The organism is Streptomyces sp. CNX435, assembly GCF_059570575.1.
This window is the reverse complement of sequence record NZ_JCANTA010000002.1, coordinates 300,652-326,128: the sequence shown is the minus strand read 5'-3', so window position 1 is coordinate 326,128 and position 25,477 is coordinate 300,652. Positions and strand designations below refer to the sequence as shown.

Annotated in this window: 20 protein-coding genes; 3 read left to right on the top strand and 17 right to left on the bottom strand. The window is 73.8% G+C overall.

Translation table 11 applies throughout. The features are described 5' to 3' along the window. Window positions 1-16: 16 nt before the first annotated feature. From T328_RS04775 to T328_RS04760, 4 genes are read right to left on the bottom strand one after another with little or no spacing between them, the layout of a single operon-like run. On the bottom strand, window positions 17-3,274 hold the full coding sequence (locus tag T328_RS04775) for a glycoside hydrolase family 38 N-terminal domain-containing protein (RefSeq protein WP_496494576.1): 3,258 nt from the start codon (window positions 3,272-3,274) through the stop codon (window positions 17-19). 58 nt (window positions 3,275-3,332) lie between these two features. After that, complete coding sequence (locus T328_RS04770; protein ID WP_496494575.1) at window positions 3,333-4,145, bottom strand: carbohydrate ABC transporter permease; 813 nt, start codon at window positions 4,143-4,145, stop codon at window positions 3,333-3,335. Window positions 4,146-4,159: 14 nt separating this feature from the next. Next, window positions 4,160-5,125 carry a carbohydrate ABC transporter permease gene (locus tag T328_RS04765; RefSeq protein ID WP_496494574.1) on the bottom strand — a complete coding sequence of 322 codons (966 nt, stop codon included), beginning with the start codon at window positions 5,123-5,125 and terminating at the stop codon, window positions 4,160-4,162. After that, on the bottom strand, window positions 5,122-6,477 hold the full coding sequence (locus T328_RS04760) for an ABC transporter substrate-binding protein (RefSeq protein WP_496494573.1): 1,356 nt from the start codon (window positions 6,475-6,477) through the stop codon (window positions 5,122-5,124). Before T328_RS04760 ends, T328_RS04765 begins: the two co-directional genes overlap by 4 nt. A 334-nt stretch (window positions 6,478-6,811) precedes the next feature. On the opposite strand from T328_RS04760, the gene T328_RS04755 reads away from it, so the two are divergent. Beyond that, complete coding sequence (locus T328_RS04755; RefSeq protein ID WP_496494572.1) at window positions 6,812-8,050, top strand: anhydro-N-acetylmuramic acid kinase; 1,239 nt, start codon at window positions 6,812-6,814, stop codon at window positions 8,048-8,050. Between the two features lie 77 nt (window positions 8,051-8,127). Here T328_RS04755 and T328_RS04750 read toward each other — a convergent pair whose 3' ends face one another. Both T328_RS04750 and T328_RS04745 read right to left on the bottom strand, forming a co-directional pair. Next, window positions 8,128-8,799: an ABC transporter gene (locus tag T328_RS04750; RefSeq protein WP_496494571.1), complete on the bottom strand. Its 672-nt coding sequence runs from the start codon at window positions 8,797-8,799 to the stop codon at window positions 8,128-8,130. After that, window positions 8,796-9,647 (bottom strand): ABC transporter ATP-binding protein, encoded by an 852-nt coding sequence (locus tag T328_RS04745; RefSeq protein ID WP_496494570.1) that lies wholly within the window; start codon window positions 9,645-9,647, stop codon window positions 8,796-8,798. Before T328_RS04745 ends, T328_RS04750 begins: the two co-directional genes overlap by 4 nt. A 137-nt stretch (window positions 9,648-9,784) precedes the next feature. Between T328_RS04745 and T328_RS04740 the strand changes: the two genes are divergently transcribed. After that, complete coding sequence (locus T328_RS04740) at window positions 9,785-10,600, top strand: SAM-dependent methyltransferase (RefSeq protein ID WP_496494569.1); 816 nt, start codon at window positions 9,785-9,787, stop codon at window positions 10,598-10,600. Further along, a complete protein-coding gene (locus tag T328_RS04735; RefSeq protein ID WP_496494568.1) occupies window positions 10,597-11,331 on the top strand; it encodes a haloacid dehalogenase type II in 735 nt (244 codons plus the stop codon). Before T328_RS04740 ends, T328_RS04735 begins: the two co-directional genes overlap by 4 nt. A gap of 35 nt (window positions 11,332-11,366) precedes the next feature. On the opposite strand, the gene T328_RS04730 is transcribed toward T328_RS04735, so the two are convergent. From T328_RS04730 to T328_RS04680, 11 genes are all read right to left on the bottom strand, one after another. Then, window positions 11,367-12,068 carry an ABC transporter ATP-binding protein gene (locus T328_RS04730; protein ID WP_496494567.1) on the bottom strand — a complete coding sequence of 234 codons (702 nt, stop codon included), beginning with the start codon at window positions 12,066-12,068 and terminating at the stop codon, window positions 11,367-11,369. Beyond that, window positions 12,058-13,152, bottom strand: coding sequence for an oligopeptide/dipeptide ABC transporter ATP-binding protein (locus tag T328_RS04725; RefSeq protein ID WP_496494566.1), 1,095 nt, complete (start codon window positions 13,150-13,152; stop codon window positions 12,058-12,060). The genes T328_RS04730 and T328_RS04725 overlap by 11 nt, the downstream gene beginning before the upstream one ends. A gap of 259 nt (window positions 13,153-13,411) precedes the next feature. Next, window positions 13,412-14,329, bottom strand: a complete 918-nt coding sequence (locus T328_RS04720; protein ID WP_496494565.1) for an ABC transporter permease — start codon at window positions 14,327-14,329, stop codon at window positions 13,412-13,414. Next, window positions 14,322-15,287 carry an ABC transporter permease gene (locus T328_RS04715; RefSeq protein WP_496494895.1) on the bottom strand — a complete coding sequence of 322 codons (966 nt, stop codon included), beginning with the start codon at window positions 15,285-15,287 and terminating at the stop codon, window positions 14,322-14,324. The genes T328_RS04720 and T328_RS04715 overlap by 8 nt, the downstream gene beginning before the upstream one ends. Window positions 15,288-15,307: 20 nt before the next feature. Then, window positions 15,308-16,912, bottom strand: a complete 1,605-nt coding sequence (locus tag T328_RS04710) for an ABC transporter substrate-binding protein (RefSeq protein ID WP_496494564.1) — start codon at window positions 16,910-16,912, stop codon at window positions 15,308-15,310. Window positions 16,913-17,122: 210 nt separating this feature from the next. Further along, window positions 17,123-19,120 carry an N-acetylmuramoyl-L-alanine amidase gene (locus tag T328_RS04705; protein ID WP_496494563.1) on the bottom strand — a complete coding sequence of 666 codons (1,998 nt, stop codon included), beginning with the start codon at window positions 19,118-19,120 and terminating at the stop codon, window positions 17,123-17,125. Between the two features lie 250 nt (window positions 19,121-19,370). Next, window positions 19,371-20,399: an ABC transporter permease gene (locus tag T328_RS04700; RefSeq protein WP_496494562.1), complete on the bottom strand. Its 1,029-nt coding sequence runs from the start codon at window positions 20,397-20,399 to the stop codon at window positions 19,371-19,373. Then, on the bottom strand, window positions 20,396-21,361 hold the full coding sequence (locus tag T328_RS04695) for an ABC transporter permease (RefSeq protein ID WP_496494561.1): 966 nt from the start codon (window positions 21,359-21,361) through the stop codon (window positions 20,396-20,398). Before T328_RS04695 ends, T328_RS04700 begins: the two co-directional genes overlap by 4 nt. Continuing rightward, a complete protein-coding gene (locus tag T328_RS04690) occupies window positions 21,354-23,075 on the bottom strand; it encodes a sugar ABC transporter ATP-binding protein (RefSeq protein WP_496494560.1) in 1,722 nt (573 codons plus the stop codon). The genes T328_RS04695 and T328_RS04690 overlap by 8 nt, the downstream gene beginning before the upstream one ends. A 5-nt stretch (window positions 23,076-23,080) precedes the next feature. Then, a complete protein-coding gene (locus T328_RS04685; RefSeq protein WP_496494559.1) occupies window positions 23,081-24,169 on the bottom strand; it encodes an ABC transporter substrate-binding protein in 1,089 nt (362 codons plus the stop codon). Between the two features lie 240 nt (window positions 24,170-24,409). Continuing rightward, window positions 24,410-25,441, bottom strand: coding sequence for a LacI family DNA-binding transcriptional regulator (locus tag T328_RS04680; protein WP_496494558.1), 1,032 nt, complete (start codon window positions 25,439-25,441; stop codon window positions 24,410-24,412). Between the last annotated feature and the right edge of the window lie 36 nt (window positions 25,442-25,477).

Below are 25,477 nucleotides of genomic sequence, written 5' to 3'. Positions count from 1 at the left end.
TCTCCTTCGGATGTGTTCAGCGGCGCCGGAAGAGCACCGCGGTCGTGCCGAGGGCGGGGAGGTCGACGGTGACCTCTCCGTCCCGTACCGGCAGGTCGTCTCCCGGGCGGCCGAGGTAGTCGGCGAGCCCGGCCCCGGTGACGGGGAAGAGGGCGCGTACGGGGCAGGCGACGGGCTCCTCGGCGAAGGACTGCAGCCGCAGCAGCACGGCGCCGTCGCCGCCCTCCCCGCCGGGGGTGGTGGCGCCGACGAGCCGTACCCGCGGGTCGCCGACCTCGGCGAACGCCACCCCGTCGAGGGCCTCGGGGCCGTCGGCGTGCGGGGCCCGGGCCCGGACGGCGTGCAGCGGGCGGCTGAGGCCGGCGGACGTGCGGGCGCCGAGGGTGCCGGCGGGCGTGGCGTCGGCGGGGCCGCAGGCGAGGCTGTAGCGGAAGGTGAACTCGAAGCCCTGCTCGCTGGGGAAGTTGGTGTCCCACAGGTTGTTGTGGATCCAGGAGAAGACGGTGGCGGGCTCGTCGTGGCCCATCGTCTTGGGGAACGGCGCGTACGGCAGCGCGATGTTCCCGAACTGCACCAGCGGCGCGTCCTGCGTGGCCCAGGCGACGGCGAGGTCGTCGTCGGCGAGCGTCACCCAGCGGCGTACGGCCCGCATGTGCCGCGCGGAGCCGGGGATGACGGACAGGCCGGTGCCGGTGGCGCCGCCGGTGGCCTCCATGCGCACGGTGGGCGACTCGAAGGCGAAGGGGAACGCGAAGTAGGCGCTCTCCTTGCCGAGGGTGGCGTCCTTGTCGACGCGGTTGTCGATGTCGAGGCGCGCGGCGCCGTGCGGCAGCGTCAGCGTGGTACGCACCCGGTTGGCGCCGGCGGGGCGGGTCTCGTAGGTGAGGGTCTCGGCGGTGGCGGTGGACGTGCGGGCGATGAGCGCGGCGGGCGGGGCGACGGAGCGGTTGCCCAGGTGCTCCAGGCGGTCGGAGGCGGTGGTGCGGCTGGAGTTGTGGTTGAAGCCGCCGGCGGTGGTGTAGCTGTCGTGGATGTAGGCGTTGAAGCCGGCGGCGGCGCCCGCGTCGCCGCCGCGTACGAGTTCGCGGCCGGTGGCCTTGTCGACGACGGAGGCGACGCAGGCGCGGGCGAGGTCGACGCGGACCGCGAGGTGCTCGTTCTCCAGCAGCGTGGGGTCGGCCTGGGCGTGCGCGGCGGCGGCGGTCCCGGCGGGGTCCTCCTGTTCGGTGCCGCCGGTGGGGTTCCAGCCGGTGGCGGCCTTCAGGACGGCGCCCGCGCCGTCGTGCGCACCGTCGTCGGCGCCCTGGGCGACGACGTCGAGGCGTACGGATCCGGCGGGCGGCACGTCGGCGACGCACACCAGCAGGAAGCGGCCCGCGTCCCGGTGGTCGTCGTTGACCTGTGGCTGCTCCTCGTGCCGCAGCCGCTCGCCGGTGCGGGCGTCGCGGACGGCGACGCGCTGTTCCAGCGGCACGCTGCTCTCCGGCAGGAAGATCCGTACGACGTCGGTGCGGGCCCAGGAGCAGGTGTTGACGACGTGGTACGACACGGCGTCGGGCGCGCTCGCGAGCCGCTGGCCGAGGCGGGCGCGGGCCCGGTCGAGCAGGGTGTTGCCGTCGTCGTAGGCGCGCAGCGCCTGCCCGTACTTCCAGTGCCACTGCTCCTCGCCGCTGTGGCCGCCGTGGTCGCCGTGGGTCCAGGGGTCGCCGGCGCCCCAGGTGTGCTCGTCGAAGAGGGACACGGCCTCGTAGACGGGGGCCGCGTCGCGGCTGTCGTCGGCGGCGCCGGCGGCGCCGAGGATGCCGGCGAAGGTGCCGAGGGTCTGGGCGTCGGCGACGGTGGCCTGCGCGGTACGGGCCAGCGACAGCGGGCGGGCGCCGGAGCCGACGCCGTCGACCCACCAGTCGGTCCAGTCGCCCTCGAAGGTGCGGATCTCGTCGCCGAGGCGGGCTTCGGCGTCGGTGAAGAAGTCCTCGTTGCGGGAGAGCCTGAGCTGCGGGTAGGCCCAGGTCTCGTTCCAGCGGCGGACGGTGTCGGCGATGATCCGCCGGGGCGGCGCGTTGTCGCCGAACTTGCCCTGCACGCGCAGGTGCAGGATGTCCCACGGGTACGGCTCGCGCTTGACGTCGGCGTCGTCCATGGCCCAGCCGAAGATGCCGCCGCGGTACGGGTACGGGTTGCTGGCCAGCGAGGTCAGGTACGCGGGCAGCAGGTCGTCGACGCTGGCGTAGTCGGTGTCGAAGCCGAGCAGCGGGCCCTCCATGTAGGCCAGGCCGTGCGGGGTGTCGGTGACCCAGACGAGGATGCTGCTGCCGCTGGGCGCCCGCCAGCGGAACAGCCGGGGCAGCTTCTCGCCGCCGACGAGGTGGGGCACGGACCGGCCGGCCCAGTTGTGCGCCACGGACAGGTACCTGACGCCCGCGGCGGCGAGCGCGTCGACGAGGCCGACGACGGCGCCGGGCACGTCGGTCTGCATCGCGGAGGTGAACTCGACGCCGTGCTCGTCGCGCACCTCGTGGGCGAGCCGCAGCAGTTCGTGCAGCTCGTCGGTGGAGCAGGTCTCGGTGTGGAGGTTGAACGGCATCGCGGTCAGCTCGATGCGGCCTTCGCGTACGCGCCGTACGAACTCCTCGACCTGCTCGGCGGGGCGGGCGTCGGCCCACTGCCGGAAGGACCACAGGGACTCCACGCACCAGCGGAACCGCGATTCGGCGGGCCAGTCGTCGGTGGCGCGGGTCAGCTCCAGGCAGGAGTCGAGGAACGACAGGTGTTCGGCGAGGACGCGGCCCTGGGGGTCGGTGTAGCCGATGTCGAGGTGGGAGTGGTGGACGAGATGGATGGTCCACTGCTGCTGCGGGGTGAGCGTCAGCTCGATACCGGCGTCCGCTTCGGCGCCGGCGCCGTCGGGCAGGCCGACGGTGATGCGCCGGGCGGTGTCGACGGCGGGGAGCAGCAGGCGTACGGAGCCGCCGGGGCCCGGCTCCGAGGTGACGGGGAGCGCGGCGCCGGATTCGGTCCGTACGACGAAGTCGGTGGGGGTGCCGGTGGGAGGGCCGGCGGGGGAGCCGGCGGGGAGGGCGGCGCCGTTGGCCGCCTCGACGCGCAGGCTCTGCCGCAGCCCGCCGCCGTCGGCGTGCTTGAGCAGCGGCTCCTGGGTCAGGCGCAGGGCGGTGCCGGCGAGGGTGCCCTCGGCGGTGACGACGCTGCTGCGCAGGCTGTCGCGGATGCGGTCGTTGTCCCAGTCGGTGGTCTTGACGAGGGCCCGAGTGGTCATGCGGTGGTCTCCGTACTCTCCCGCGGCGGCGCGGGCACTGATGCGGGCGGGGTCGGGGTCAGCGGGCGCTTGCGGTGATGCCGCGCAGGAACAGGCCGCGGAACACCAGGAAGACGAGGAGCGTGGGCAGCGAGACGACGAGCGCGCCGGCCAGGACCACCGGTGGTCCCGCGGTGCTGTACGCCTGGTTGAGCGAGTTGAGGGTGGCCATCACCGGCTGGATCTCCGGGCTCCGGCTGAGCGTGATGCCGAACAGCAGGTCGTTCCAGACGGCGGTGAACTGGAAGATGAACGCGGCGCCGAGCCCGGAGCGCATCAGCGGCACATGGATGCGCCAGAAGATGCGGCGCATCGACGCCCCGTCGATCATCGCCGCCTCGGTGATCTCCGGCGGCACCGTCGTCATCTGGTTGCGGATGAGGAAGAAGGCGAACGGAACGGCCCAGGCGGCGTAGACGAGCATCAGGCCGAGGCGGGAGTCGTAGAGGTTGGCGTCGGCGTACATGCCGAACAGCGGAGCGAGGAAGATCTGCAGCGGGAACAGCGTCCCGGAGAAGATCACCCAGAACCACAGGGCCGGCCGGGGGATCGGCAGCACGATGACCGCGAACGCGGCCATGGCGGCGACCAGCACGGCGACGGCGCCGCACACCACGGCGTACAGCATCGAGCTGCCGAAGCCGTCGCCGATGCCGGCGTCGACCCAGGCGCTCTTGAGGTTGTCGAAGAACGCGAAGCCCTGCGGGGTCCAGTCGACCGAGCCGGTGTACTCGTCCGCCGGGGTCAGGGAGTTGACCACCAGCAGGTAGAGCGGCAGCAGCCAGAGCAGCACGCAGCCGACGACGAAGAGGTTGCGCATGTGGCGTCCCATGTCGGTGTCTCCTCTCAGTCCTTGGCACCGGGCATCTGGCGGCGCAGGTACACCCACGAGGACGCGACGACGATCACGGACAGCACGAGCGCGATGGCCGATCCGTAGCCGACGTGGAAGAGGCGGAACGCCTCGCGGTACATGGTCAGCGCCAGCGTCTCGGAGCTGCGCGAGGGGCCGCCCTGGGTGAGCGCCCAGACCATGTCGAACGCCTTCAGGCTGTTGACGATGGCCATGCCGATGACCACGACCGTCACGGCGCGCAGCTGCGGCAGGGTGATGTGCCGGAACATCCGCCAGCCCCTGGCGCCGTCCAGCTCGGCGGCCTCGACCGTCTCCTTCGGGATGGCGCGCAGGCCGATGGCGAAGAGGACGACGTTCAGGCCGGTGGCCTGCCAGGTGCTGGCGACGATCATCGACAGGGTGTTCTGCGGCCACTCCAGCAGCCAGCCCTGCGCCCAGGAGCCGAGACCGACGCCGCGCAGCACCTCGTTGAGCGCGCCGTCGGTGTTGAGTATGAAGCGCCACAGCGCGGCGGTGGCGACGCCGGAGATCGCGAACGGCAGCACGATGACGAGCTGGGCGAGCCAGCCCAGGCGCATCCGGTGGGTGGCCACGGCGATGGCGAGGCCCGCGACCACGGGCAGCAGCAGGGTGCCCGCGACCCACAGGAGGGTGTTCAGCAGCGACCGGCCGAAGATCGGGTCGTCGGCGAGCCGGGTGTAGTTGTCGAGCCCGGTGAAGCTGCTGGTGAAGCCGTTGTCCTCGAAGAGGCTGCCGTAGATGCTGCGGAAGAACGGGTAGACGAGCAGGACGCCGACGAGGACGAGCGCGGGCAGCGCCCAGGGGACGCCGGCGAGCGGGCCGCCCATGCGGCGCGTGGAGTCGGCCTTCGCGGCCTGGTGCGGGCTGCGGACGGGGATGCGGCGGCGTACGCGTACGGGCCTGGCGGCGCCGGTCGTGCTCACGGTGCCGGTCATGACTTCTCCGCCTCCCGCCACACCTTCCACGCCTCGTCGGCGCGCTCCTGCATGGTCCGCAGCCCGCTGCGGTACGCGTGCGGGTCGATCAGCATGCCGGCCAGGTCGTCCACGGTGGACTCGACGAGCTCGGGCGGGCCCTGCTCCCAGAAGCGGTTGAGCAGCCGGAGGTTGTCGTCCCGCGCCTGCCGGGTGACGCCCTCGATGATCACGTTGGCGGGCTGCACCTGCGGGTTGGGGCTGCCGTCCTGGAGGCCGTGCGCGAAGGCCGTCGCGACCTCGGGGTGCAGCCAGCTGCGCGCGGCCTGCAGCGCCTCCTTCTTGTCCGTGCCCTTGACGGTGGCGACGAACGCGCTGGACTCGAAGATCACGCTGGGCCGGGCGGACGGGTCGGCCATGGGCAGGATGAAGGCGTCGACGCTCTTGCCCGGCTTGCCGCCGGCCGCGGTGAAGACGGAGCCGAGCCAGCTGCCGCATGGCACCATGCCGACCTCGCCGTGCAGGACGGCCGCCGCCGCGTTGTTGTGGTCCACGTCCATGCTCGTGAACCAGTCCTTGTCGAAGAAGCCGGCGATGGTGCGGAGCGCCCGCTCGGCGCGCGGGTCGGTGTAGCGCTCGCGGCCGTTCATCAGGTCGTCGTAGAACCGCGGGTCCTGGCGGCTGAGAACCTCCTGGAACCAGATGAACGCGGGCCAGCGGCCGGCGGTGGTGCCGTGCAGCGGGGTGATGCCGTTGTCCTTCAGCCGGGCGCCGGCGGTGAGGAAGTCGTCCCAGGTCTTCGGCGCCGTGAGGCGGTGCTCGGCGAAGACCTCGGGGTTGTAGAAGAACACCCAGTACGCGAGGTTCATCGGCAGCCCGTAGACGCGGCCGTCGTAGGTGAACGCCTCGCGCAGCGTGGGCTCCACCCAGCCGCGGGACTCGGCGTTCTCCCACTCGTTCGTGAGGTCCTCCAGGCCACCGGTGCGGGCGAGGTCGCGCAGCCGGTACCCGGACCAGTACTTGAGCAGGTCGGGGGTCTTGTTGGTACGGAGCGAGGACTTGACGATCTGCTCGAAGGACTCGAGGGACGGGATGACCTCGGGGACGAGCCGGACGCCGGCGACCGACTTCATCGCCTTGCCGGCGGCGTCGAACGACGCTTCCCAGTTGGCGTTGTCACCGTGGACGGCGACCTTGCCGGGCCCCTGTCCGGCGGCGGTGCCGCAGGCGGCGGCCAGCCCGCCGGTGGCGGTGGCGAATGCCCCGGCGGCGGAGGCGCGGAGCAGGGTGCGGCGGTCGAAGCGGGTGGGGTGGGGGGTGGTCGTGCGGGGGGCGGCGGGTGGTTCGGGGATCGGCGGATGGCGACCTGACATCGGGCGGCTCCCTCGGTCGAGTGTTGTGTTATCGTTAACACACACGGGAGGCAGCTTGACGGCCGAGAACGGTCGACGTCAATGGGCTTACTGTGAAATTTCAGCAGAGGGCCGGACAAGTCGGGCCGCGCTTCTTGGTGCGGTGGAATGCCCGAAATGTATAGTTCTGGCCCGGCGGGGTCGCAGGCCCGTCGCCGCGCCTCTGCGCAAGGACGGCACCCGGCCGCCGGGCCTGCGACCTCCACGCCGGCCGCCACACCTCCCGCGCACGCCACCGACCGCCCGCCGCCGGCGCCACCGGAACCGTGCGGCGACAGCCGACGACAATGGCCCGATGACCCACCCGTACCCCGAGCCCGCGCTCACCGTCGTCGGGCTGCTCAGCGGCACCTCGTACGACGCCGTGGACGCCGCCGTCTGCGACCTGCGCCTGGTCGGCGACGAGCTGCTCCTGCACCCCCGCGGCCTGCACAGCGCCGCGTTCCCCGGCGAGCTGCGCCGCGCCGTCGCCGCCTGCCTGCCCCCGGCGCAGACGACGGTGGCGGAGGTCTGCCGGCTCGACACCGAACTGGGCCGGTTCTTCGGCCGGGTGGCGGCCGAGGCCGTCGACGCGGTGGCCGGCGGGCGCGCCGACCTCGTCGTCTCGCACGGGCAGACCGTCTACCACTGGGTCGAGGGCCGGCGCGCCCGCGGCACCCTCCAGCTCGGCGGCCCCGCCTGGATCGCCGAGGCCACCGGGCTGCCCGTCGTCTCCGACGTACGCACCCGCGACATCGCCCGCGGCGGCCAGGGCGCGCCGCTCGCCTCCACCCTCGACGCGCTGCTGCTGCTCGGCGGCGGGCCCGGCGAGGCCGGCAGGACCGGAGCCGCCGGCGAGCCGCCGCGGCGCGGGGCGCTGAACCTCGGCGGCATCGCCAACATCACGGTCCGCGGCCCGGACGGCGAGGTCGTCGCGTACGACCTGGGGCCGGCCAACGCGCTCATCGACGCGGCGGTGGCCGACGGCACGGGCGGCGCGGAGACGATGGACACCGACGGTGCGCGGGCGCGGCGCGGGACGGTGGACCGGGAGCTGCTGCGGCGGCTCCTGGACGAGCCGTACTACGCGCTGGCCGCGCCCAAGTCGACGGGCAAGGAGCTGTTCCACGGCGCGTATCTGCGCGAGCGGATGGCGGCGGGTGCGGGGGCGCCGCCCGCGCTGGACGATCTGGTCGCGACCGTCACGGAGCTGACCGCGGAGCTGGTGGCGGGCGCGTGCCGGGAGTACGGGCTGGCGGAGCTGGTCGTCTCCGGCGGCGGTGTGCGCAACCCGGCGCTGATGGCGCGGCTGGCGGAGCTGTGCGCGCCGGCGCGGGTGTCGACGATGGCGGACTACGGGCTGTCGTCGCAGGGCAAGGAGGGGTATCTCTTCGCGCTGCTGGGCTTTCTGACGGTGTGCGGGCTGCCGGCGTCGGTGCCGTCGGCGACGGGGGCGCGCGAGGCGGCGCTGCTGGGGTCGATCACGCCGGGCGCTCGGCCGCTGCGGCTGCCGGAGCCGGCGGAGAAGGCGCCGGTGCGGCTGCGGGTGGTCTGAAGGCCCGGCGTCGGGTCCAGGGGACGCCTGCCGTCACCCGCCCGGTGCCCACGGGACCGGTGCGCGCCGCCCGGCGGTCAGCGGCGGGCGGTCAGCGCCGCGGCCAGGGCCGCCGTTGCCGCCGCCGCCAGTGCGGCGCCCGCCAGGGGCAGCAGCGGCAGCGGCACCTCCGCCGCGCGGGAGCCGGTGACCAGGCCGGAGACCGCGGCGTTCGCCGGGGAGCCGGCCGCCACGAGCACCGCCCCCGCGCCGGCGAGCGTCGCCGGCACCGTCCACGCCCGGCTGCGCAGCAGCGGCCGGTTGCCCAGCGCACCCACCGCCGTGCCCAGCAGCGCGCACGTCAGCGTCGCCAGCAGCCCCGCCCCCGTCGCCGCCGCGACCGGGACCGCGGTGTCCGACGCGCCGTCCGAGCCGTGCGCGTCGCTGACGGCCACGACGACGGCGACGCCCGCGACACCCAGCGCGTACGCCGCCGCGAACGCCGCGGCCAGGCTCGCCAGATGGGCCCGCCCCGGACCACCGGCCGCCGCCGTACAGGCCCGCGCGGCGGGCGGCTCCACGCCGGTGCACACCCGCACCAGCCACGCCGCGACCGGCAGCACCGCCGCGGCGGCCACCCCGAGCGAGTCCAGCACCGCCTGCCCCGGCTGGACGCCGACGGCCACGGCCGCCGCGTACACCAGCAGCGGCGGGAGCCAGCGGTGCGATCTGGCGAGCAGGGCGAGTTGGTAGCGCACGAGGGCGGTCATGGCGCGGGGTCCTCCTCCGGTTCGTACGCCAGCTGCTGCACGCCGCGGATGTGCCAGCCGGGGCGGGCGTCGAGCAGCGCCCGCAGCAGGGCGTCGGAGTGCGCGGCGGGCACCGTGAAGCGGCAGCCGCCGCCGGGCAGTTCCTCGCACAGCGGTGCCCCGGGCAGCTCGCCCGCCGGCCCGGGCGAGCCGGGCTGTCCGACCGCCTCGACCACCACCGCGGGCCCGCCGCCCGCCGGCCGGGCGACGACCCGCCCGCCGCCGGCCCGGTAGGCGGCGTACGGCACCCGGGCCAGCCGCCGCGGGTCGTGGTCGACGAACACCACCGCCCCGCCCGCCGCCAGCCGCTCCCCCACCGCCGCGTCCAGCTCCGCCCGCGCCCCCGCGTCCAGCCCGGTCCACGCCTCGTCGAGCACCAGCAACTCCGGCTCCGCGAGCAGCGCCTGCGCCACCGCGACCTTCTGGCTGCCGCCCTTCGACAGCTCGTCCAGCGGCGTACGCGCCGACTCCCCCGCCCCGAACCGCTCCAGCCACTCCCCCGCCCGCCGCCGCGCCCGGTCACCGCGCAGCCCCTGCACCCGGCCCAGGTGCGTCAGATAGCCGAGGGCCGTCAGCGGCAGCGCGGCGGGGAAGCGCTCCGGTACGTACGCCGTGCGCGCGGGCCGGTCGGCGATCCGGCCCGCGCTGGGCAGGTCGATACCGGCCAGCAGCCGCAGCAGCGTCGACTTGCCGCCGCCGTTGGCGCCTTCGACGCGTAGGAGCGCACCCGCCGGCACCCGCAGGTCGACCCCGCGCAGCACCCACGGCCCGCGCCTGCCGTAGCGCCGCCCGACTCCGTCCAGCCTCATGAGCCTGGATGATTCCACGCCGCACGCGGGTACGGCGACCACGCCGCCGTCGCCGGGGTGGCCGGATCGCTTACGGTGCCCGGGTGGTTGGACTACTTTGTGTGGCTTCAGCGCGACGGGCGGGCGGGAGAGTTCTGATGGGGGACACAGAGGGCGGCGGGCGGGCGCCGCTGATCGACGCCACGGTGCCGCAGTCGGCGCGTATCTGGAACTTCTGGCTCGGCGGCAGCGACAACTACCGCGTCGACCGGCTCGCGGGCGAGGCGTACCTGCGGCTCTCGCCCGGCATCGTCGACGTCGCCCGCGCCTCCCGGGGCTTCCTGGTCCGCGCCGTCCGCCACCTCGCGGCCGAGGTCGGCATCCGCCAGTTCATCGACGTCGGCGCCGGGCTGCCGACCACGCTGAACACGCATGAGGTGGCGCAGGCGGTGGACTCGTCGGCGCGGGTCGTCTACGTCGACAACGACGCGATGGTGCTCGCGCACGCGCGCGCTCTGCTGGTCTCCCGGCCCGGCGGGGCCTGCGACTACGTGAGCGCCGACCTGCACGAGCCGCATGCGGTGCTGGCCGGAGCGTCGAAGACGCTGGACTTCGACGAGCCGGTCGGGCTGATCCTCAGCGGGATCGTGGGGCACGTCGCGGACTACGACGAGGCGCGCGCGATCGTGGCCCACCTCGTCCACGCGCTGCCGGCCCGCAGCTGCCTGGCGCTCAGCGACGGGACGGGCGTGGTGCACCGGGAGTCCGGGAGGGCGCAGGACGCGTACAACAGGAGCGGCGCGGTGCCGTACGTGCTGCGCACCCCGGCGGAGATCGAAGGTTTCTTCACGGGGCTGGAGCTGGTGGCGCCCGGCGTCGTGTCGTGCTCCCGGTGGCGACCGGAGGAGGACGGAGAAGAGCCGGAGCCGGTGGACCAGTTCGGCGGCGTGGGACGGAAGGCGGGAAGCCAGTGACGGAGGCGGAGTCCGACGCGGGGGCGGTACGGGCCGTCGCGTTCGACATCTTCGGCACCACTGTGGACTGGCGCACGGGCGTCGCGGAGCAGGTGAGCGAGGTCGCGCGGCGGTGCGGCGCCGAGCTGGACGGCGGCGCCTTCGCGGACGCCTGGCGGAAGATGTACCTGCCGTCGATGGCCCGGGTCAACAGCGGCGAGCGGGCGTGGGCGTACCTCGACGTGCTGCACCGCGAGTCGCTGGACGAGCTGCTCGAACGCCACGGCGTCGGCGCCGCCTTCGACGACGCCGCCCGGGCCGAGCTGGTACGCGCCTGGCACCGGCTGCCGGCGTGGGAGGACGCGGCCCGGGGCCTGGCGCGGCTGCGCGGGCGGTACGTGGTGGCGGCGCTGTCCAACGGCGGCTTCGCGCTGCTGACCCGCCTGGTGAAGGCGGCCGGGCTGCCGTTCGACTGCATCCTCTCCGCCGAGCTGGCGCAGCGCTACAAGCCGGACCCGTCGCCGTATCTGACGGCCGCGCGGCTGCTGGACGTCGAGCCCGGCGAGCTGCTGATGGTGGCCTGCCACGGCTGGGATCTGGCGGGCGCGCGCGGCGCGGGGTTGCGGACGGCGTTCGTGGCGCGCCCGCGGGAGAAGGGCCCGGCGGGCGGGGCGGACCGGGCGGAGGACGTACCGGGCGATCTGGCCGCGGCGGACTTCACGGACCTGGCCGACAGGTTGGGCTGTCCGTAAGGGTGCAGTACGCACGTACTTGCGTACGTACGTAATCAGCCACTCGGCGCGGCCTTCGCCACCGGCGCCAGGTCCTCCCACATGACCGTGCGGTCGCACCAGCGCTCCAGCAGCGTCCGGTCGTGGCCCACGGCGAGCAGCGCGGCGCCGGCGGCGCGGCGGTAGTCCTCGACGGCTGCGACCAGCGCCGCGGTGGTGGAGGCGTCGAGCATCGCCGTCATCTCGTCGCACACCAGGATCCGGGGGCGGAGCGCCAGGGCGCGGGCGAGACAGGCGCGTTGGAGCTGGCCGTCGCTGACCTCGTGGGGGCGGCGGGCGAGCAGGTCGGGGGTGAGCCCCACGAGGGCGGCCAGCTCGTCGGTGCGGGCCGGGGCCTCGGCCCGGCGGCCGGTGGCGCGCAGCGGCTCGGCGATCAGGGCGGCGAGGGTCAGGCGCGGGTCGGCGGCGAGGCGGGGCTGCTGGAAGACGACGCCGAAGGCGGTGCGCTGGTCGCGGGGCGCGCGGTGGCGCCAGCCGCGTACGGGCTCGCCGTCGAGCAGCACCTCGCCGGCGTCCGGGCGGTGCAGCAGCGCGGCGACGCGGGCGAGGGTGGACTTCCCGCAGCCGCTGGGGCCGAGGAGGCCGGCGGCCTCGCCGGGGGCGAGGGTGAGGGACACGTCGCGTACGACGGGGGCGCGGCGGCCGTATCCGGCGGTGACGGCGCGGAGTTGCAGCGGGGACGGGGCTTCAGCGGGCATCGACGGACTCCGGCTGCTGGGGCGGACCGGGTTCGCCGGTCCGCCGCGTCGGCGACTGCCGCGCCCCGGTCCTCCCCGGCTCCGGCCGCGACCCGGGCTCCGGCCGGGGCTGGGACTCGGACTGGGGGCCCGCCTCATCGGCGGCCGGCTCCCGCTTGCGCAGCGGGTCGGCGCCCGGGGCCGGCACGGGGTGGTGGCACGCCGCCCCCGCCGTCAGCGCCGGCACCGCCGCGCAGGCGGCCGTGGCGTACGTGCACCGTGGCGCGAAGGCGCAGCCGGGCGGCAGCGCGCCCAGCTCCGGCGGCAGGCCCGGGACGGGCGTGAAGCCGCGCTCCGGGAGGGCGTCGAGGAGGCCGCGGGCGTACGGGTGACGGGGCCCGGGGGCACCGAAGAAACCGGCGGCGTCGGCGAGTTCGACGATGCGCCCGGCGTACATCACCGCCACCCGGTCCGCGATCCGCTCCGCGGCGGCCAGGTCGTGGGTGATCATCAGGAGCCCGTGCCCGGCGTCGACCTGACGGCGCATCTCGTCCACCGTGCGCTCGACGAGGTCGCGGTCGAGGCCGGTGGTCGGCTCGTCGGCCAGCAGCAGCGGCGGGCCGCCGACGAGGGCGAGGGCGGTGGCGGCACGCTGGGCGAGGCCGCCGGACAGCTCGTGCGGGTAGCGGTCGAGGTGGCCGGCGGGGAACGCGGCCCGCGCCGCGGCCTCCTCGGCGGCGGCCCGCAGCCCGGACTTGCGGGTGTCGGTCAGCTCCCGGACGACCTCCTGGAGCTGGGAGCGCACGGTCCGTACGGGCGTGAGGTGCGCGGCCGGGGACTGCGGGATGAGGCCGACCCGGCGGCCCCGTACCCGGCGGGCCAGCTCCGCCTCGCCGGCGCCGAGCAGTTCCAGCTCGCCGAGGTGCGCGGTGCCCGCGGTCTCGGCGTTCTCCGGCAGCAGCCCGAGGAGCGCCGAGGCGAGCACGGACTTGCCGCAGCCGCTTTCGCCGACGAGCGCCACGCACTCGCCGGGGGCGAGGGAAAGGGAGACGTCGGTGACGGCGGCGACGTACCGGCCGCGGCGCATGCGGAAGCGGACCGACATCCGGTCGAGGGCGAGCAGCGGCGGGGCTGAATCGCCGCCAGGGTAATTCGGCGTCTGGTAGCGTCTGGAAAGCGGGTTGCGAGAGCCAAGCCTCCCGCTCGTGCTGATCGAGAACCAAGACAGCACATGCACCTCCAAGTATTCAGTGCCAAACCGGGCAGGTTCCGTCCCGGCTGGTGTTGAGGGAGTAAGCCCTCTCAGGTCGCTGACCTGCGGGGCTTCCTGAGCCAGGAATCCCCTGCTTCGGCTGGGGGAGGGTTCAAAGCGTCAGCTCCGATCGGCGGCGCGGGTTCAACCGGTCGCGCCAAGCGCCCGCGAGGCCCGCGACGGCGAGGGTCGGAATGATGATGAAAAGGCCGGGGAAGAGCGTCGGCCACCAGTCCCCCGCCAGCAGCGCGCCCCGCGCGCCCTGCACCATCGCGCCCAGGCTCGCCTGGTGCGGTGGCAGCCCGAGGCCGAGGAACGACAGCGCCGACTCGTGCCAGATGGCGTGCGGCACCATCAGCACCGCCGCGAGACCGGCCTGCGGCAGCACCCCGGGCACGAGGTGGCGGACCGCGACCCGGGTGCGCGAGGCGCCGCCGGAGACGGCGGCGTCCACGAACGGCCGGCCGCGCAGCGACAGCACCTCGGCGCGCACGATGCGGCAGGTCGACACCCAGTGCGTCAGGCCCACGGAGGCGACGACCGGCCAGACCCCGGGCCGGAACAGGGCGACGATGAAGATGCCGAGCAGCAGGTGCGGTACGGAGGCGAAGACGTCCACGAGCCGCATCACGGCCCGGTCGACGTGCCCGCCGAGTGCGCCAGCAAGCGCCCCGACGGCGGTGCCGACGACGGTGGCGACGAGCGCGGCGACCACGCCGACGAGCAGCGAGACGCGCAGCCCGTAGACGCAGCGCAGCAGCACGTCGCGGCCGACGTCGTCGGTGCCGAAGGGATGCGCGGGGGACGGCGCGGCGAGCTTGTCGGCGAGGTCGACGGCCTGCTGGTCGAGTTGGACCAGCGGCGGTACGACGAGCACCGCGAGGACGGCGAGCGCGACCACCGCGGCCGAGGTGCGTACGCGCAGCGTGCGCACCGACTTCCGGCCGGTGCCGCGGGTGCGCCAACGGGGCGCGGCCGACGGTCCGTCGGGCCCGGCCGTTTTCACCGCCGCCTCGGGGGTCTCAGCCATCGAACCCCACCCTCGGGTCGGCGAGCCCGTACAGCAGGTCCGACAGCAGGTTGCCGACGAGGACCGCCGCCGTCGCCAGCACGGTGAGCGCGGCGAGCAGCGGGAAGTCCACGGACGTGGCGGCCCCGACGGTGGCCGCGGCGATCCCGGGCCAGCTGAAGACGGTCTCGATGAGCAGCGCGCCGGTGATCAGCTCCGGTACCCGGGTGCCGATCAGCGTGGCCACGGGCAGCAGCCCGGAGCGCAGCGCGTGCCCCAGCAGCACGGTGCGCTCGGCGAGCCCGCGGGAGCGGGCGCCGCGCACGGGGTCCTCGTCCAGCGCGTCGCCGACGCCCTGGCGGACGTAGAGCACGAACCACGGCAGCTGCGAGACGGCGAGCACCGCCGCTGGCAGCGCCACGTGCTCGGCGACCTGCCCGAACGTGACGACGTCCGTGCCGGTGTCGGTGAGCCCGCCGGCCGGCAGCGCGTCGAGCTGGAGCGCGAACAGCCAGACGGCGAGCAGCCCGAGCCAGAACGGCGGCGTCGCCTCCAGCGCGTACGCGACGGAGGTGACGGCCCGGTCCAGCATCCCGCCGCGGCGGCGGGCGGCGAGGACGCCGAGGAGCGTGCCGCCGACGATGGCGGCGGCGAACGCGACCGCGCACAGGAGCACCGTCCAGCCGATGCGCTCGCCGATGACGTCGGCGACGGGCTGGCGCATGCTGGTCGACTCGCCGAGGTCGCCGGTGACCGCGGCGGTGAGCCAGTCCCACCAGCGGGTGACGAACGGCTCGTCGGCGCCGAGGCTGTCGCGGAGCTGGTCCAGCGCCTCCTGGGAGGCGCTGAAGCCGGCGGTGCCCGCGTACGCGTTCACCGGGTCGAACGGCGAGGCGGCGGCGATGGCGAAGACCCCGAAGGTGACGGCCAGCAGGACGGGGACGGCGTACAGCAGCCGCCGCCCGGCCATCCGCGCCATCGGGGCGAGGGGCGGCCCGGTCACGGCGCGGGTTGCCAGCTCTCGGCGTTCCACCACGGGCCGCTGCCGAAGCCGTGCTCGTGCGGCTCGATCTGGGTGGTCAGGCCGCGCCAGGTGTCGGCGATGACGTAGATGTGGTCGATGTGGGTGAGGAAGACGTAGCCCGGGTTCTCCGCGAGTTCCTGCTGGACCTTGTCGTACGCCCGCTTGCGCTCGGCCTTGCCGCCGCTCTCCCGGCCCTCGGCGAGGGCGGCGTCGACGTCCGGGTTCTCGTACGAGGCCATGTTGTTGAAGCCCTGGCCGGCCAGCTCGGAGTGGAGCATCGGGTAGAGGTCGAAGTCGGGGTCGGCGGGGCTGCCGCCGCCGGCGAGCACGGCGTCCTTGCTCATCCGCGGTTCGATGACCTCCCAGGTGCCGCTCTCCACCCTGGCCTCGATGCCGACTTTCTTGGCGTCGCCGGCGAAGGCGAGGGCGAGCTCCTGGCGGAGCTTGTCGCCGGAGGGGTAGTAGAGCGTGAACGAGGCGCGCTGCCCGTCCTTCTCCCGGATGCCGCCGTCGCCGGGGTGCCAGCCGGCGTCGTCGAGGATCTTCTCGGCCTGCTCCGTGTCGTACGGGCGCTCGGTGCCCTTGGCGAACCACTCGCTGTCGGTGGGCACGGGCCCGTACGCGGCCTTGCCCCGGCCCTCCAGCAGCTTGTCGACCATGACGTCGCGGTCGACCGCCACGTCGAGGGCGCGGCGGACGGCGATGTCGCCGGTGACGGGGTCGTCGGTGGGCAGGGTGACGGCGCGGTGGTCGGCGCTGGTGGCGGCGAGGGTCTGCTTGTCGTCGTCCTCGGCGAACGTCGTGGCGAGGTTCGGCGGCAGGATGGCGCCGTCGAGGTCGCCGGAGCGCAGCCGGGTGGCGCGGATGTCGTCGTCGGCGATGATCGCCATGGTCAGCTTCTTCACCTTCGGCCTGCCGCCCCAGTAGCCGGGGTTGGCGGAGAAGGTGAGCTTCTCCCCCTTGCGCCAGCTGTCGAGGACGTACGGGCCGGTGCCGACGGGCTCGGTGTTGAACGCGCCGGTGTTGACGTCGCCCTTACCGGCGACGTGCTCGGGCGCGATGGGCAGCACGGTGCGCTCGGCGAAGGGGGCGTAGGGGTACTTGAGGCGGAAGACGACCGTGTCGTCGCCCTGGGCCTCGACGCTCTCGACGGCTTCCAGGTCGCCCTTGGAGACGTTGTTGGTGGCGGGGTCGAGGATGGTCTCGTAGGTGAAGACGACGTCGGCGGCGGTGAAGGGCTCGCCGTCGCTGAACGTCACGCCGTCGCGCAGCTTGTACGTGTACGTGGTGCCGTCGTCGGTGATCTCGGGCAGCGCGCGGGCGAGGGCGGGGCGCAGCTCCATGTCGCCGTTGCGGGCGAGGAGGCCGTCGAAGAGCTTGGAGTTGCCGTCCTTGCCGTAGCCGAGCAGCGGGCTGAGGGTCTCGGGCTCGTCGGCGACGCCGACGACCACGGCGGCGCCGTCCTCGCCGGCGGCGCCGGAGTCGTCGTCCGCGTCCGGGTTCGAGCAGGCGGCGGCTCCCGCGAGCACCGCCGCTGCCGCCGTGCCCGAGACCGCTGCGCGTATGCCGCGGACTGCCATGCCCACTCCCCTGTTGAATGCCGGATGTAATTGCGAGCCAATTGCAATTACATCCCATGATCGGCGCGCGGCGCAATGAGGAGTCCGCGAGGCGGCTTCGACCGGACGGCCGGATCGCCCCCGGCGACCGCATGGACCGCGACCGACGCTCCCCGGGCACGCGAACGGCGCCGCCGGACATGGACCGGCGGCGCCGCGGCGCGTGGCGGGTCAGTAGACCCGGCGCACGTTCACGTCATCGGCCTTGACGAAGCCGATGCGGTGCCCGATCTGGATGATGTGGTACTTCGTCTCGCCGCGGACCACCGTGCGGTCGCCCGGCGCGGAGCCGTCGAAGGACACGGAGCGGTAGTACTCGCCGGGCACCGTGCCTCCGTAGGAGTACGCCTGGCCCGCCTTGAACTCGTACGGGTGCGCCGAGATCGGCTGGTACGGGATCTCCGGCGGGTACGCCGCCTCCTCCGGGTACGCGCGGCCGTAGACCGGGACCGCGTCCTTGCCCCGCTTCGGCGTGACGATCTTCCCGGCGGTGAACTCGGCGACCCGCTCACCCGCGGGGTTGTGGAACCAGCCCTTCAGGCCGTGGTACCAGATCGCCACCCAGTCGTCCCTGCGCTCGGCGACCGCGTACCGCTGCCCGGCCGAGGCCCGGCTGCCGACGTCGGAGACGTGCATGTCGGACGCCCGGCCGTCGGGGTGCAGACCGATGTCGACCAGCAGCGGGGAGTCCGCGTCGGGCCGCGCGTGCAGGATCACCGACGACGAGGGCGCGAGCGGGCACGGCTCCTTCGGGTCGGAGCCGGACTCGTAGCTGCAGCCGGTGAACCGCGGCCGGTTGTCCGCGAAGTCGGGCTTGATCATCACCAGCGACTCGTCGGCGCCGCCCGGGGTGCGCAGCGGGGCCTTCAGCAGCTCGAAGTAGCGCTCCCAGTCCCAGTAGGGGCCCGGGTCCCAGTGCATGCCGGGGATGTTCGGCGTGGTGGTGCCGGGCACGTTGTCGTGGCCGATGATGTGCGTGCGGTCCAGCGGGATGTCGTACGTCGCCGCCAGGTAGCGCACGAGGGTGGCCGAACTGCGCATCATCGCCTCGGTGTACCAGGTGCCCTGGTCCTTGGCGAAGCCCTCGTGCTCCAGCCCGATGGACTTGGCGTTGATGTTCCAGTTGCCGGCCTGCCAGGCGACGTCCTTGTGCTTGACGTGCTGTGCGACGTGGCCGTCCGAACTGCGCAGCGTGTACTGCCAGCTGGCCGCGCGGGTGGGGTCCTGGACCATGTTGATGACGCCGGGGTAGCGGCCCTCGGTGTCGTGGACGACGATGTACTCGATCTTCTGGTCGCGCGGCCGGTTCGCCTTGTCGTGATTGACGTACGCCTCGATGTCGTCGGGGTTCGTCTGCCGGTACGTCGCCGGGATCCACTCGCAGCCGAGCGTCTCCGGGCACTCCACGTCCTCGTTCGCCAGCCGCGGCAGGCCGAGTTCGCCGAGCCACCGCTTCCGCGGCGCGACGGACGGGTCGGCGGCGAGCCGGACGGCGTGGCCGTCGTCGGTGGTGCGGGCGGCGCCGCTCGCGAGGGTGGCGTACACCTCGTCGGCGAACGTCGCCGCGTCCTGCTCGTACGCGGCGCCCGCGTACGTCGCGACCGCGCCGTACCAGTCGGCGGGGTCGGCCGAGGCCGGCGCGCCGAGGTCCTCCTGGTACGCGGCCAGCAGCGCGGCGCCGCCGGCGATGTTCTCGGCCGGCTTCGCGCGCAGCGTCGCCGCGTCGGTGCCGGTCAGCTCGGCGGCGGCGTACAGCGTGGTGAGCGCCGGGCCGAACCGCTCGTCGCCGACGGGCCGTTCGGTGTCGCCGCGCGGGTCCTCGGCGGTGCCGCCGTGGTGGTCCTCGGCGAGCACGGTGGGCGCGTCGGTCAGGTGCATGGGGCCGAAGCCGCCGTCGGTGCTCGGCTCGCCGGCGTGGGTGTCCCAGCGGGACTCCAGGTACGACACGCCGAGCAGCACGCTCTCCGGCACGCCGTACTCCTCGGCCGCCGCGGCGTACGCCGCCTGCCGCGTCGCGGGCGCCGCCCCGTCGTCGTCGTCGGCGGCGGAGTCGGCGGCCGGGAGGGACGCCGAGGTCAGCGGCAGCAGCAGCGCGGCGGCGACGGCTGCCGTCGGCCAGGGTCGTCTTCGCAGGTTCACCCGCGGACGGGTGGCGGGGATGGCAGGCAACGGTGCTCCTCAGCTGGGTGGAGGACGAGGATATGCGCGTGCGGTGCGTATCAGGCGTACCGACGTGCTCAGGCAGCCGTCAATCCTTCCCAGGGACACGAAAGTTGCACGTCAGCCAGGCTGCCGCGGAACAGCGCGGCGGCAGTGGTCCAGACCGGTGCGGGGGGGGGGTGCGGCCGGCCGCGGCTCGGGACCGCGGCCGGCCGCCGTACGGCCGCCGGGCCAACCCGCCCGGTCGCCCGGCGGCCGGTCAGGGCACCCGGCGGCGCCGGGCGAGCCAGGTCTGCGCGATGACGACGACCACCAGGAAGCCGCCGCTGACGACCTGCTGGTAGGCGGAGTCGAGCGAGCCGATCTGGTTGATGACGTTCTGGATCACCTTCAGCAGCAGCACGCCGACCAGCGAGCCGCCGACGAAGCCCATCCCACCGGAGAGCAGCGTGCCGCCGATGACGACGGCGGCGATCGCCTCCAGCTCCATCCCGTAGCCGAGGATGGTCACGCCGGAGTCGAGCCACGCGGCGTTCAGCGCGCCGGCGAAGCCGGCGAGCAGCCCGTTGAGGGTGTAGACCAGCGTCTTGGTACGGGCCACGGGCGCGCCCATCAGCGCGGCCGCGTCCTCATTGCCGCCGACGGCGTAGACGTGCTGGCCGAAGCGGGTGCGGCGTAGCACGACGCCGCCCGCGACGAACAGCGCCGCGGTGATCCACACGGGTACGCCGATGCCGAGCAGCTTCCCCTGGCCGAGGTCGGCGAAGAACGAGCCCTCGGCGACGAGGAAGGTGTCGGCGCCCTCGTCGGTGATCGCCAGCATCACACCGCGGGCGCCGAGCATGGCGGCGAGCGTGACGATGAACGGCGCGAGCCGCAGCCGGGCGATGAGCAGCCCGTTGACCAGGCCGAAGAGCCCGCAGACAGCGAGTGGCAGGAGCAGTGCCACGACGGTGCCGTGGCGCGAGCCCCAGGCGGCGAGCACGCCGCCGAGCACGAACACCGAGCCGACGGAGAGGTCGATGCCCCCGGTGACGATGACGAAGGTCATGCCGAGGGCGACGATGGCGAGGAAGGCGGAGGAGACCGCCATGTTCTCGATGTTGCCGGTGGTGGCGAAGGAGTCGAACGACAGCGAGGCGACGGCGGCGATGGCGACCAGCGCGACCAGCGCGCCGTGCTGCTGCGCGAGCGCGCTCAGCCGCTCGCCGCGCCCGGAGCCGGCCGGGTCGTCGGCGTCGTACGCGACGAACCGGTCGGCCGCAGTCTCGTCTTTCACAACGGTCACCGCTTGCCCCTCTCCCTAGCGGCGTAGACGGCGAGGATGATCACCACGGCCTGGGCGATCTGTGTCCACGACGGCTCCAGGTCGTGCTTGATCAGGGTGGCCGTCAGCAGCTGGATCAGCACCGCGCCGGCCACCGTGCCGCCGATACGGACCCGGCCGCCGGTCAGCGGTGTGCCGCCGACCACGACGGCGGTGATGGCGGACAGCTCCATCAGGTTGCCCAGCGAGGTGGGGTCGCTGGCCGACAGCCGGGCGGTGGCCAGGAACCCGGCGACGGCGGCGAGCACGCCGGAGACGACGTACACCACGATCAGCACCCGGCGCACCGGCAGCCCCGCGAGCTGGGCCGCGGGGCGGCTGTCGCCGATGGCGAGCAGCTGCCGGCCGAAGGTGGTGCGGCGTACGACGAAGCCGACGACGACCGCGAGCGCCGCCGCGATCAGCACCACGTACGGCACGCCGGCGAACTCGCCGGAGCCGAGGGTGGCCATGCCCGGGTCGCGGATGTCCTCCAGCTGCGGCAGCAGCACGAGCGCCAGCCCTCGGACGCCGACCATCAGCGCGAGCGTGGCGACGATGGGCTGGACCCCGATGAACGCGATGAGCGAGCCGTTCACCAGGCCCACCGCGGCCCCGCCGACGACGGCGACGATCAGCGCCACCCACGGCCCGTACCCCATGTAGAGCGCGAGCAGCGAGGTGGACAGGGCCATGACCGAGCCGACGGACAGGTCGACGCCCTCGCTGCCGATGGCCAGCGCCATGCCGAGCGCGACGATGACGACGGGGGCGACCTGGACGGCCTGGGTGCGGAAGTTCTCGGCGGACAGGAAGTTGGGGGTGAAGGCGATGTTGACGAGCAGCAGGAGGGCGACGCCGGCGTAGACGCCGTACTCCTGCAGCCAGCGCAGCACCCGCTCGCGGTCGGCGGGCAGCGCGCGCCGCAGCGTGAGGTCAGCCATGGCCGTCCGCCTCCGTACCGGGCCCGCCCGGCGCCGGGTCCGGGTCCGCGCCCGGCTCCGCGGCGGCCGCGATGGCCTCCATCAGCCTGTCCTCGGTGACGTCGTCGCCGGTCAGCTCGCCGACGACGGCGCCGTCCCTGAGCACCACCACGCGGTCGGACCCCTCGATCAGCTCCTCCACGTCGGAGGAGATCAGCAGCACGCCGAGGCCGTCCTCGGCGAGTTCGTCGATGAGCTTCTGCACCTCGGCCTTGGCGCCGACGTCGATGCCGCGCGTCGGCTCGTCCAGCAGCAGCACCTTGGGCTGCATGGCGAGCCAGCGGGCCAGCAGCACCTTCTGCTGGTTGCCGCCGGACAGCTCGCCGACCTTCTGGTGCGGGCTCGCGGCCTTGATGCGCAGCCGGCTGACGAACGTCTCGACGACGGCGTCGATACGGGCCTCGGAGACCAGCCCGTAGCGGGACATGCGCGGCAGCGCGGCCAGCGCGATGTTCTCGCGGACCGAGAGGCCCGGCACGATGCCCTCCGACTTGCGGTCCTCCGGCAGCAGGCTGATGCCCGCGCGGATCGCGGCGGGCGTGGAGCCGGTGCGTACGGGCGCACCCGCGACGGTGACGCGGCCGGCGCCGAGCGGGAGGGCGCCGGCGATGGCCTTGGCGGTCTCGGTACGTCCCGAGCCCAGGAGTCCGCCGAGGCCGACGACCTCGCCGGGGCGTACGTCGAGGGACACGTCGTGCAGTTCGTGCCGGCGCGTCAGGCCCTCGGCGCGCAGCACCGGCTCCGCGGCTGCCGTGCCGTCGTCGTGGCCGCCCGAGAACTTCGTCAGCCCCTCGGCCCGCACCTCGCCCATCTCCCGGCCGAGCATGAGGGAGACCAGCCGGAGCCGGTCGAGGCCGGCGAGCGGGCCGGTGTGCACGACGCGGCCGTCGCGCAGCACGGTGACGGCGTCGCAGACCGCGTACAGCTCGTCGAGGCGGTGGCTGACATAGACCACCGCGACGCCGTCGCCGCGCAGCCGGTCGATGACGCCGAAGAGGGTGTCGACCTCGCGGGGTTCGAGGGAGGAGGTGGGCTCGTCCATGACGACGACGTCGGTGCGGCCGGCCGCGGAGACGGCGCGGGCCAGGGCCACCATCTGCTGGGCGCCGACGCCGAGTTCGGCGAGCGGGCGGCGGACGTCGACGCGGACGCCGTAGTCGAGGAGCATGCGCTCCGACTCGCGGTGCATCCGGCCGAAGTCGATGAGGCCGCCGCGGCGGCGCGGCTCGCGGCCGAGGAGGAGGTTGCGGGCCACGCTCATCAGCGGGATGAGGTTGACCTCCTGGTAGATGGTCGAGATGCCGGCCTGCTGGGCGGCGAGCGGGGTGGCGAAGGACGCCCGCTCGCCGCGGTAGGACAGCTCGCCCTCGTCGGGCTGGTAGACGCCGGTGAGGACCTTGATGAGGGTCGACTTGCCGGCGCCGTTCTCGCCGACGAGGGCGTGCACCTCGCCGGCGCGGGCGGTGAAGTCGACGCCGTCGAGCGCGAGGACGCCGGGGAAGCGCTTGGTCAGGTCGAGTACCGCGAGGACGCCGGGGCCTCCGGGGCCGGCGGGGCGCTCCGCGGCGCCGGCCGGGCCGGTGGCCCCGTCCTCCTTGCGCGGGCCGGCGGGCCGGACGGGCCCGGCGGGTCCGTCCGGCTCGTGCCGCTCGGGCGGCTCGTTCGCTGCGGCCATCGGCGTCAGTACGCCTTGCCGAGGTCGGACTCGGCGTTGTCGGCGGTGTACTCGGTGTCCTCGATGACGATGTCCTGGCCGACCTCCTCGCCCTTGGTGAAGGCGTCGAGGGTCTCGAAGGCCAGCGGGCCGAAGCGCGGGTTGGACTCGATGACGGCGTCGATCCAGCCGTCGACGATGCCCTGGACGGCGTTGCGGGTGCCGTCGATGGTGACGATCTTGACCGCGCCGGGCTCCTTGCCCGCGCCCTTGAGGGCGTTGACGGCGCCGAGGCCCATCTCGTCGTTCTCGGCGTAGATCCCGGTGATCTCCGAGTTGGACTGGATGAGCTGCTCGGTGACCTGCTGGCCCTTCTCGCGGGCGAACTCGCCGGTCTGCTCGAAGACGACCTCCAGGTCCGGGGCCTTCTCGGCGATACGGTCCTTGAAGCCCTTGGTGCGCTCGGTGGTGACGTTGTTGCCCGGCGTGCCCAGAAGGATGGCGATCTCGCCCTTGCCGCCGGTGGCCTCGATCATCTTGTCGGCGGCCCGCTTGCCCTGCTCGGTGAAGTCGGAGCCGATGAAGCTCACGTAGTCCTTGCACGGCTCGGCGTTGATCTTCCGGTCGATGGTGACGATCGGGATCTTCTTGTCCGCCGCGGACTTCAGTACCGGGTCCCAGCCGTCGGAGTTCAGCGGGGCGATGACCAGCAGGTCGGCGCCCTTGGCGATGAGGTCCTGCACGTCGCTGATCTGCTTGGAGAACTGCGACTGGGCGTTGGCGGTGAGCAGTTCGACGCCGCGCTCCTCGGCCTCGGCCTTGATGGAGGCGGTCTCGGCGATGCGGAAGGGGTTGGCCTCCTTCTCGGACTGCGAGAAGCCGACGGTGGCGTCGGCGAGGTCGGTCTTCTCGGCGCCGTAGTCGCCGATCACACAGGTCGGGCCCGAGGCCCCGGCGACCTTCTGCTCGCTCCCCTTGGCCTCTTCGGAGCCGGCGGCGCCGGTGCTCCCCTCGTCGTCGTCCTCGGACTTGGCGCAGCCGGCCGCGAGCGCGAGGCTCGCGCTGAGCGCGACGGCGAGCAGGGTTCTGGCGGCGGTACGGGCGTGCGGCTTCATGGTGATACCCCGATTCTGCGGTGGAGTACGAGGGCCGGGCCGCTGCGCGGGACCGGAAGAATCAGAGGATGTTTTACATCGTTGAAAGGGAGCTGTAAACACCTCCCGCAGCACGGATTCATCCGGCGAAGATCGTCACGCCCCTTGCCCCGTACGGAAGTTGACGTCCCGTCAGCGCGACACGGGGCAGCCCGAGGCACCCGCCCCGCGCTCCGGTCGGGGCGGCGCGTTCCGGCCGGGTCAGGGGCTCCCGCGACCGCGCGTACTCTCCCGCTCCACCAGCGAGAACGCGGGGTTCATCTCCTGCGACTCCGGCACGCCGCCGTCGCCGTGGGCGGCGTCGAGGCGCTTGAACACCGACTCCACCGCGAGCCTGGCGATGGTCTGCTTGTCCGGCGCGATGGTGGTCAGCGTGACGGCGCCGTAGCGGCTCTCGGTGATGTCGTCGAAGCCGACGACCGCCACGTCCTCCGGCACCCGCAGCCCCCGTTCGGACATCACCCGCATCGCGCCGATGGCGATCAGGTCGTTGTAGGCGAAGACCGCGTCCGGCCGCTGCCCGGAGTCCAGCAGCCGCGCCATGGCCACCGCACCGTCCGCCCGCTCCCAGCCCTCGGTGTACGCCACCAGCGCCTCGTCGACCGGCACCCCGCGGTCCGCCAGCTCCGCCCGCCAGCCGAGAAGCCGCAGATGAGCGGGCTGTTGCGCGCGGTCCTCGCGGGCGCCGAGGAACGCGATCCGGCGCCGGCCGAGGTCCAGCAGATGGCCGACCGCCTGCCGGGCGGCGGCGATGTTGTCGATCGCAATGTGGTCGTACGGCAGGTCGTAGCGCCGCTCACCGAGCAGCACCAGCGGGGTCTCCTCGGCCCGGCCGCGCAGGTCCTCGGTCTCCAGTTCCAGCGGGCTGAGGATCAGCCCGTCCATCACCCGGGCGCGGAAGCCCTGGCAGACCAGCAGCTCCAGCTCGCGCCGGCCCTGGGTGTGGTCGAGCAGGACGGTGAAGTCGTGCCGCGCGGCCTCGTCGATGACGTGTCCTGCAAGCTCGGCGAAGTAGGGGTTGCCCAACTCGGGCACGGCGAGCGCGATGATGCCCGTTCGGCCTTTGCGCAGGTGGCGGGCGGTCAGGTTGGGGCGGTAGCCGAGTTCGTCGATGGCCTGCTGCACCCGCGCCCGCATCGTCGGCGTGACGTGCGGATAGTTGTTGACCACGTTCGAGACGGTCTTCACCGACACGCCCGCCCGCTCGGCCACGTCCTTCAGGCTGACTCTCACCGCGTCCTCCTACGCCGTTTGGTCATGCACTGGACA

What these genes read in the sequence shown, in the direction of transcription:
- T328_RS04775 (WP_496494576.1), bottom strand. Translation starts at nt 3,274, where the DNA reads ATGACCACTCGGGCCCTCGTCAAGACCACCGACTGGGACAACGACCGC.
- T328_RS04770 (WP_496494575.1), bottom strand. Translation starts at nt 4,145, where the DNA reads ATGGGACGCCACATGCGCAACCTCTTCGTCGTCGGCTGCGTGCTGCTC.
- T328_RS04765 (WP_496494574.1), bottom strand. Translation starts at nt 5,125, where the DNA reads ATGACCGGCACCGTGAGCACGACCGGCGCCGCCAGGCCCGTACGCGTA.
- T328_RS04760 (WP_496494573.1), bottom strand. Translation starts at nt 6,477, where the DNA reads ATGTCAGGTCGCCATCCGCCGATCCCCGAACCACCCGCCGCCCCCCGC.
- T328_RS04755 (WP_496494572.1), top strand. Translation starts at nt 6,812, where the DNA reads ATGACCCACCCGTACCCCGAGCCCGCGCTCACCGTCGTCGGGCTGCTC.
- T328_RS04750 (WP_496494571.1), bottom strand. Translation starts at nt 8,799, where the DNA reads ATGACCGCCCTCGTGCGCTACCAACTCGCCCTGCTCGCCAGATCGCAC.
- T328_RS04745 (WP_496494570.1), bottom strand. Translation starts at nt 9,647, where the DNA reads ATGAGGCTGGACGGAGTCGGGCGGCGCTACGGCAGGCGCGGGCCGTGG.
- T328_RS04740 (WP_496494569.1), top strand. Translation starts at nt 9,785, where the DNA reads ATGGGGGACACAGAGGGCGGCGGGCGGGCGCCGCTGATCGACGCCACG.
- T328_RS04730 (WP_496494567.1), bottom strand. Translation starts at nt 12,068, where the DNA reads ATGCCCGCTGAAGCCCCGTCCCCGCTGCAACTCCGCGCCGTCACCGCC.
- T328_RS04725 (WP_496494566.1), bottom strand. Translation starts at nt 13,152, where the DNA reads ATGTCGGTCCGCTTCCGCATGCGCCGCGGCCGGTACGTCGCCGCCGTC.
- T328_RS04720 (WP_496494565.1), bottom strand. Translation starts at nt 14,329, where the DNA reads ATGGCTGAGACCCCCGAGGCGGCGGTGAAAACGGCCGGGCCCGACGGA.
- T328_RS04715 (WP_496494895.1), bottom strand. Translation starts at nt 15,287, where the DNA reads ATGGCGCGGATGGCCGGGCGGCGGCTGCTGTACGCCGTCCCCGTCCTG.
- T328_RS04710 (WP_496494564.1), bottom strand. Translation starts at nt 16,912, where the DNA reads ATGGCAGTCCGCGGCATACGCGCAGCGGTCTCGGGCACGGCGGCAGCG.
- T328_RS04695 (WP_496494561.1), bottom strand. Translation starts at nt 21,361, where the DNA reads ATGGCTGACCTCACGCTGCGGCGCGCGCTGCCCGCCGACCGCGAGCGG.
- T328_RS04690 (WP_496494560.1), bottom strand. Translation starts at nt 23,075, where the DNA reads ATGGCCGCAGCGAACGAGCCGCCCGAGCGGCACGAGCCGGACGGACCC.
- T328_RS04685 (WP_496494559.1), bottom strand. Translation starts at nt 24,169, where the DNA reads ATGAAGCCGCACGCCCGTACCGCCGCCAGAACCCTGCTCGCCGTCGCG.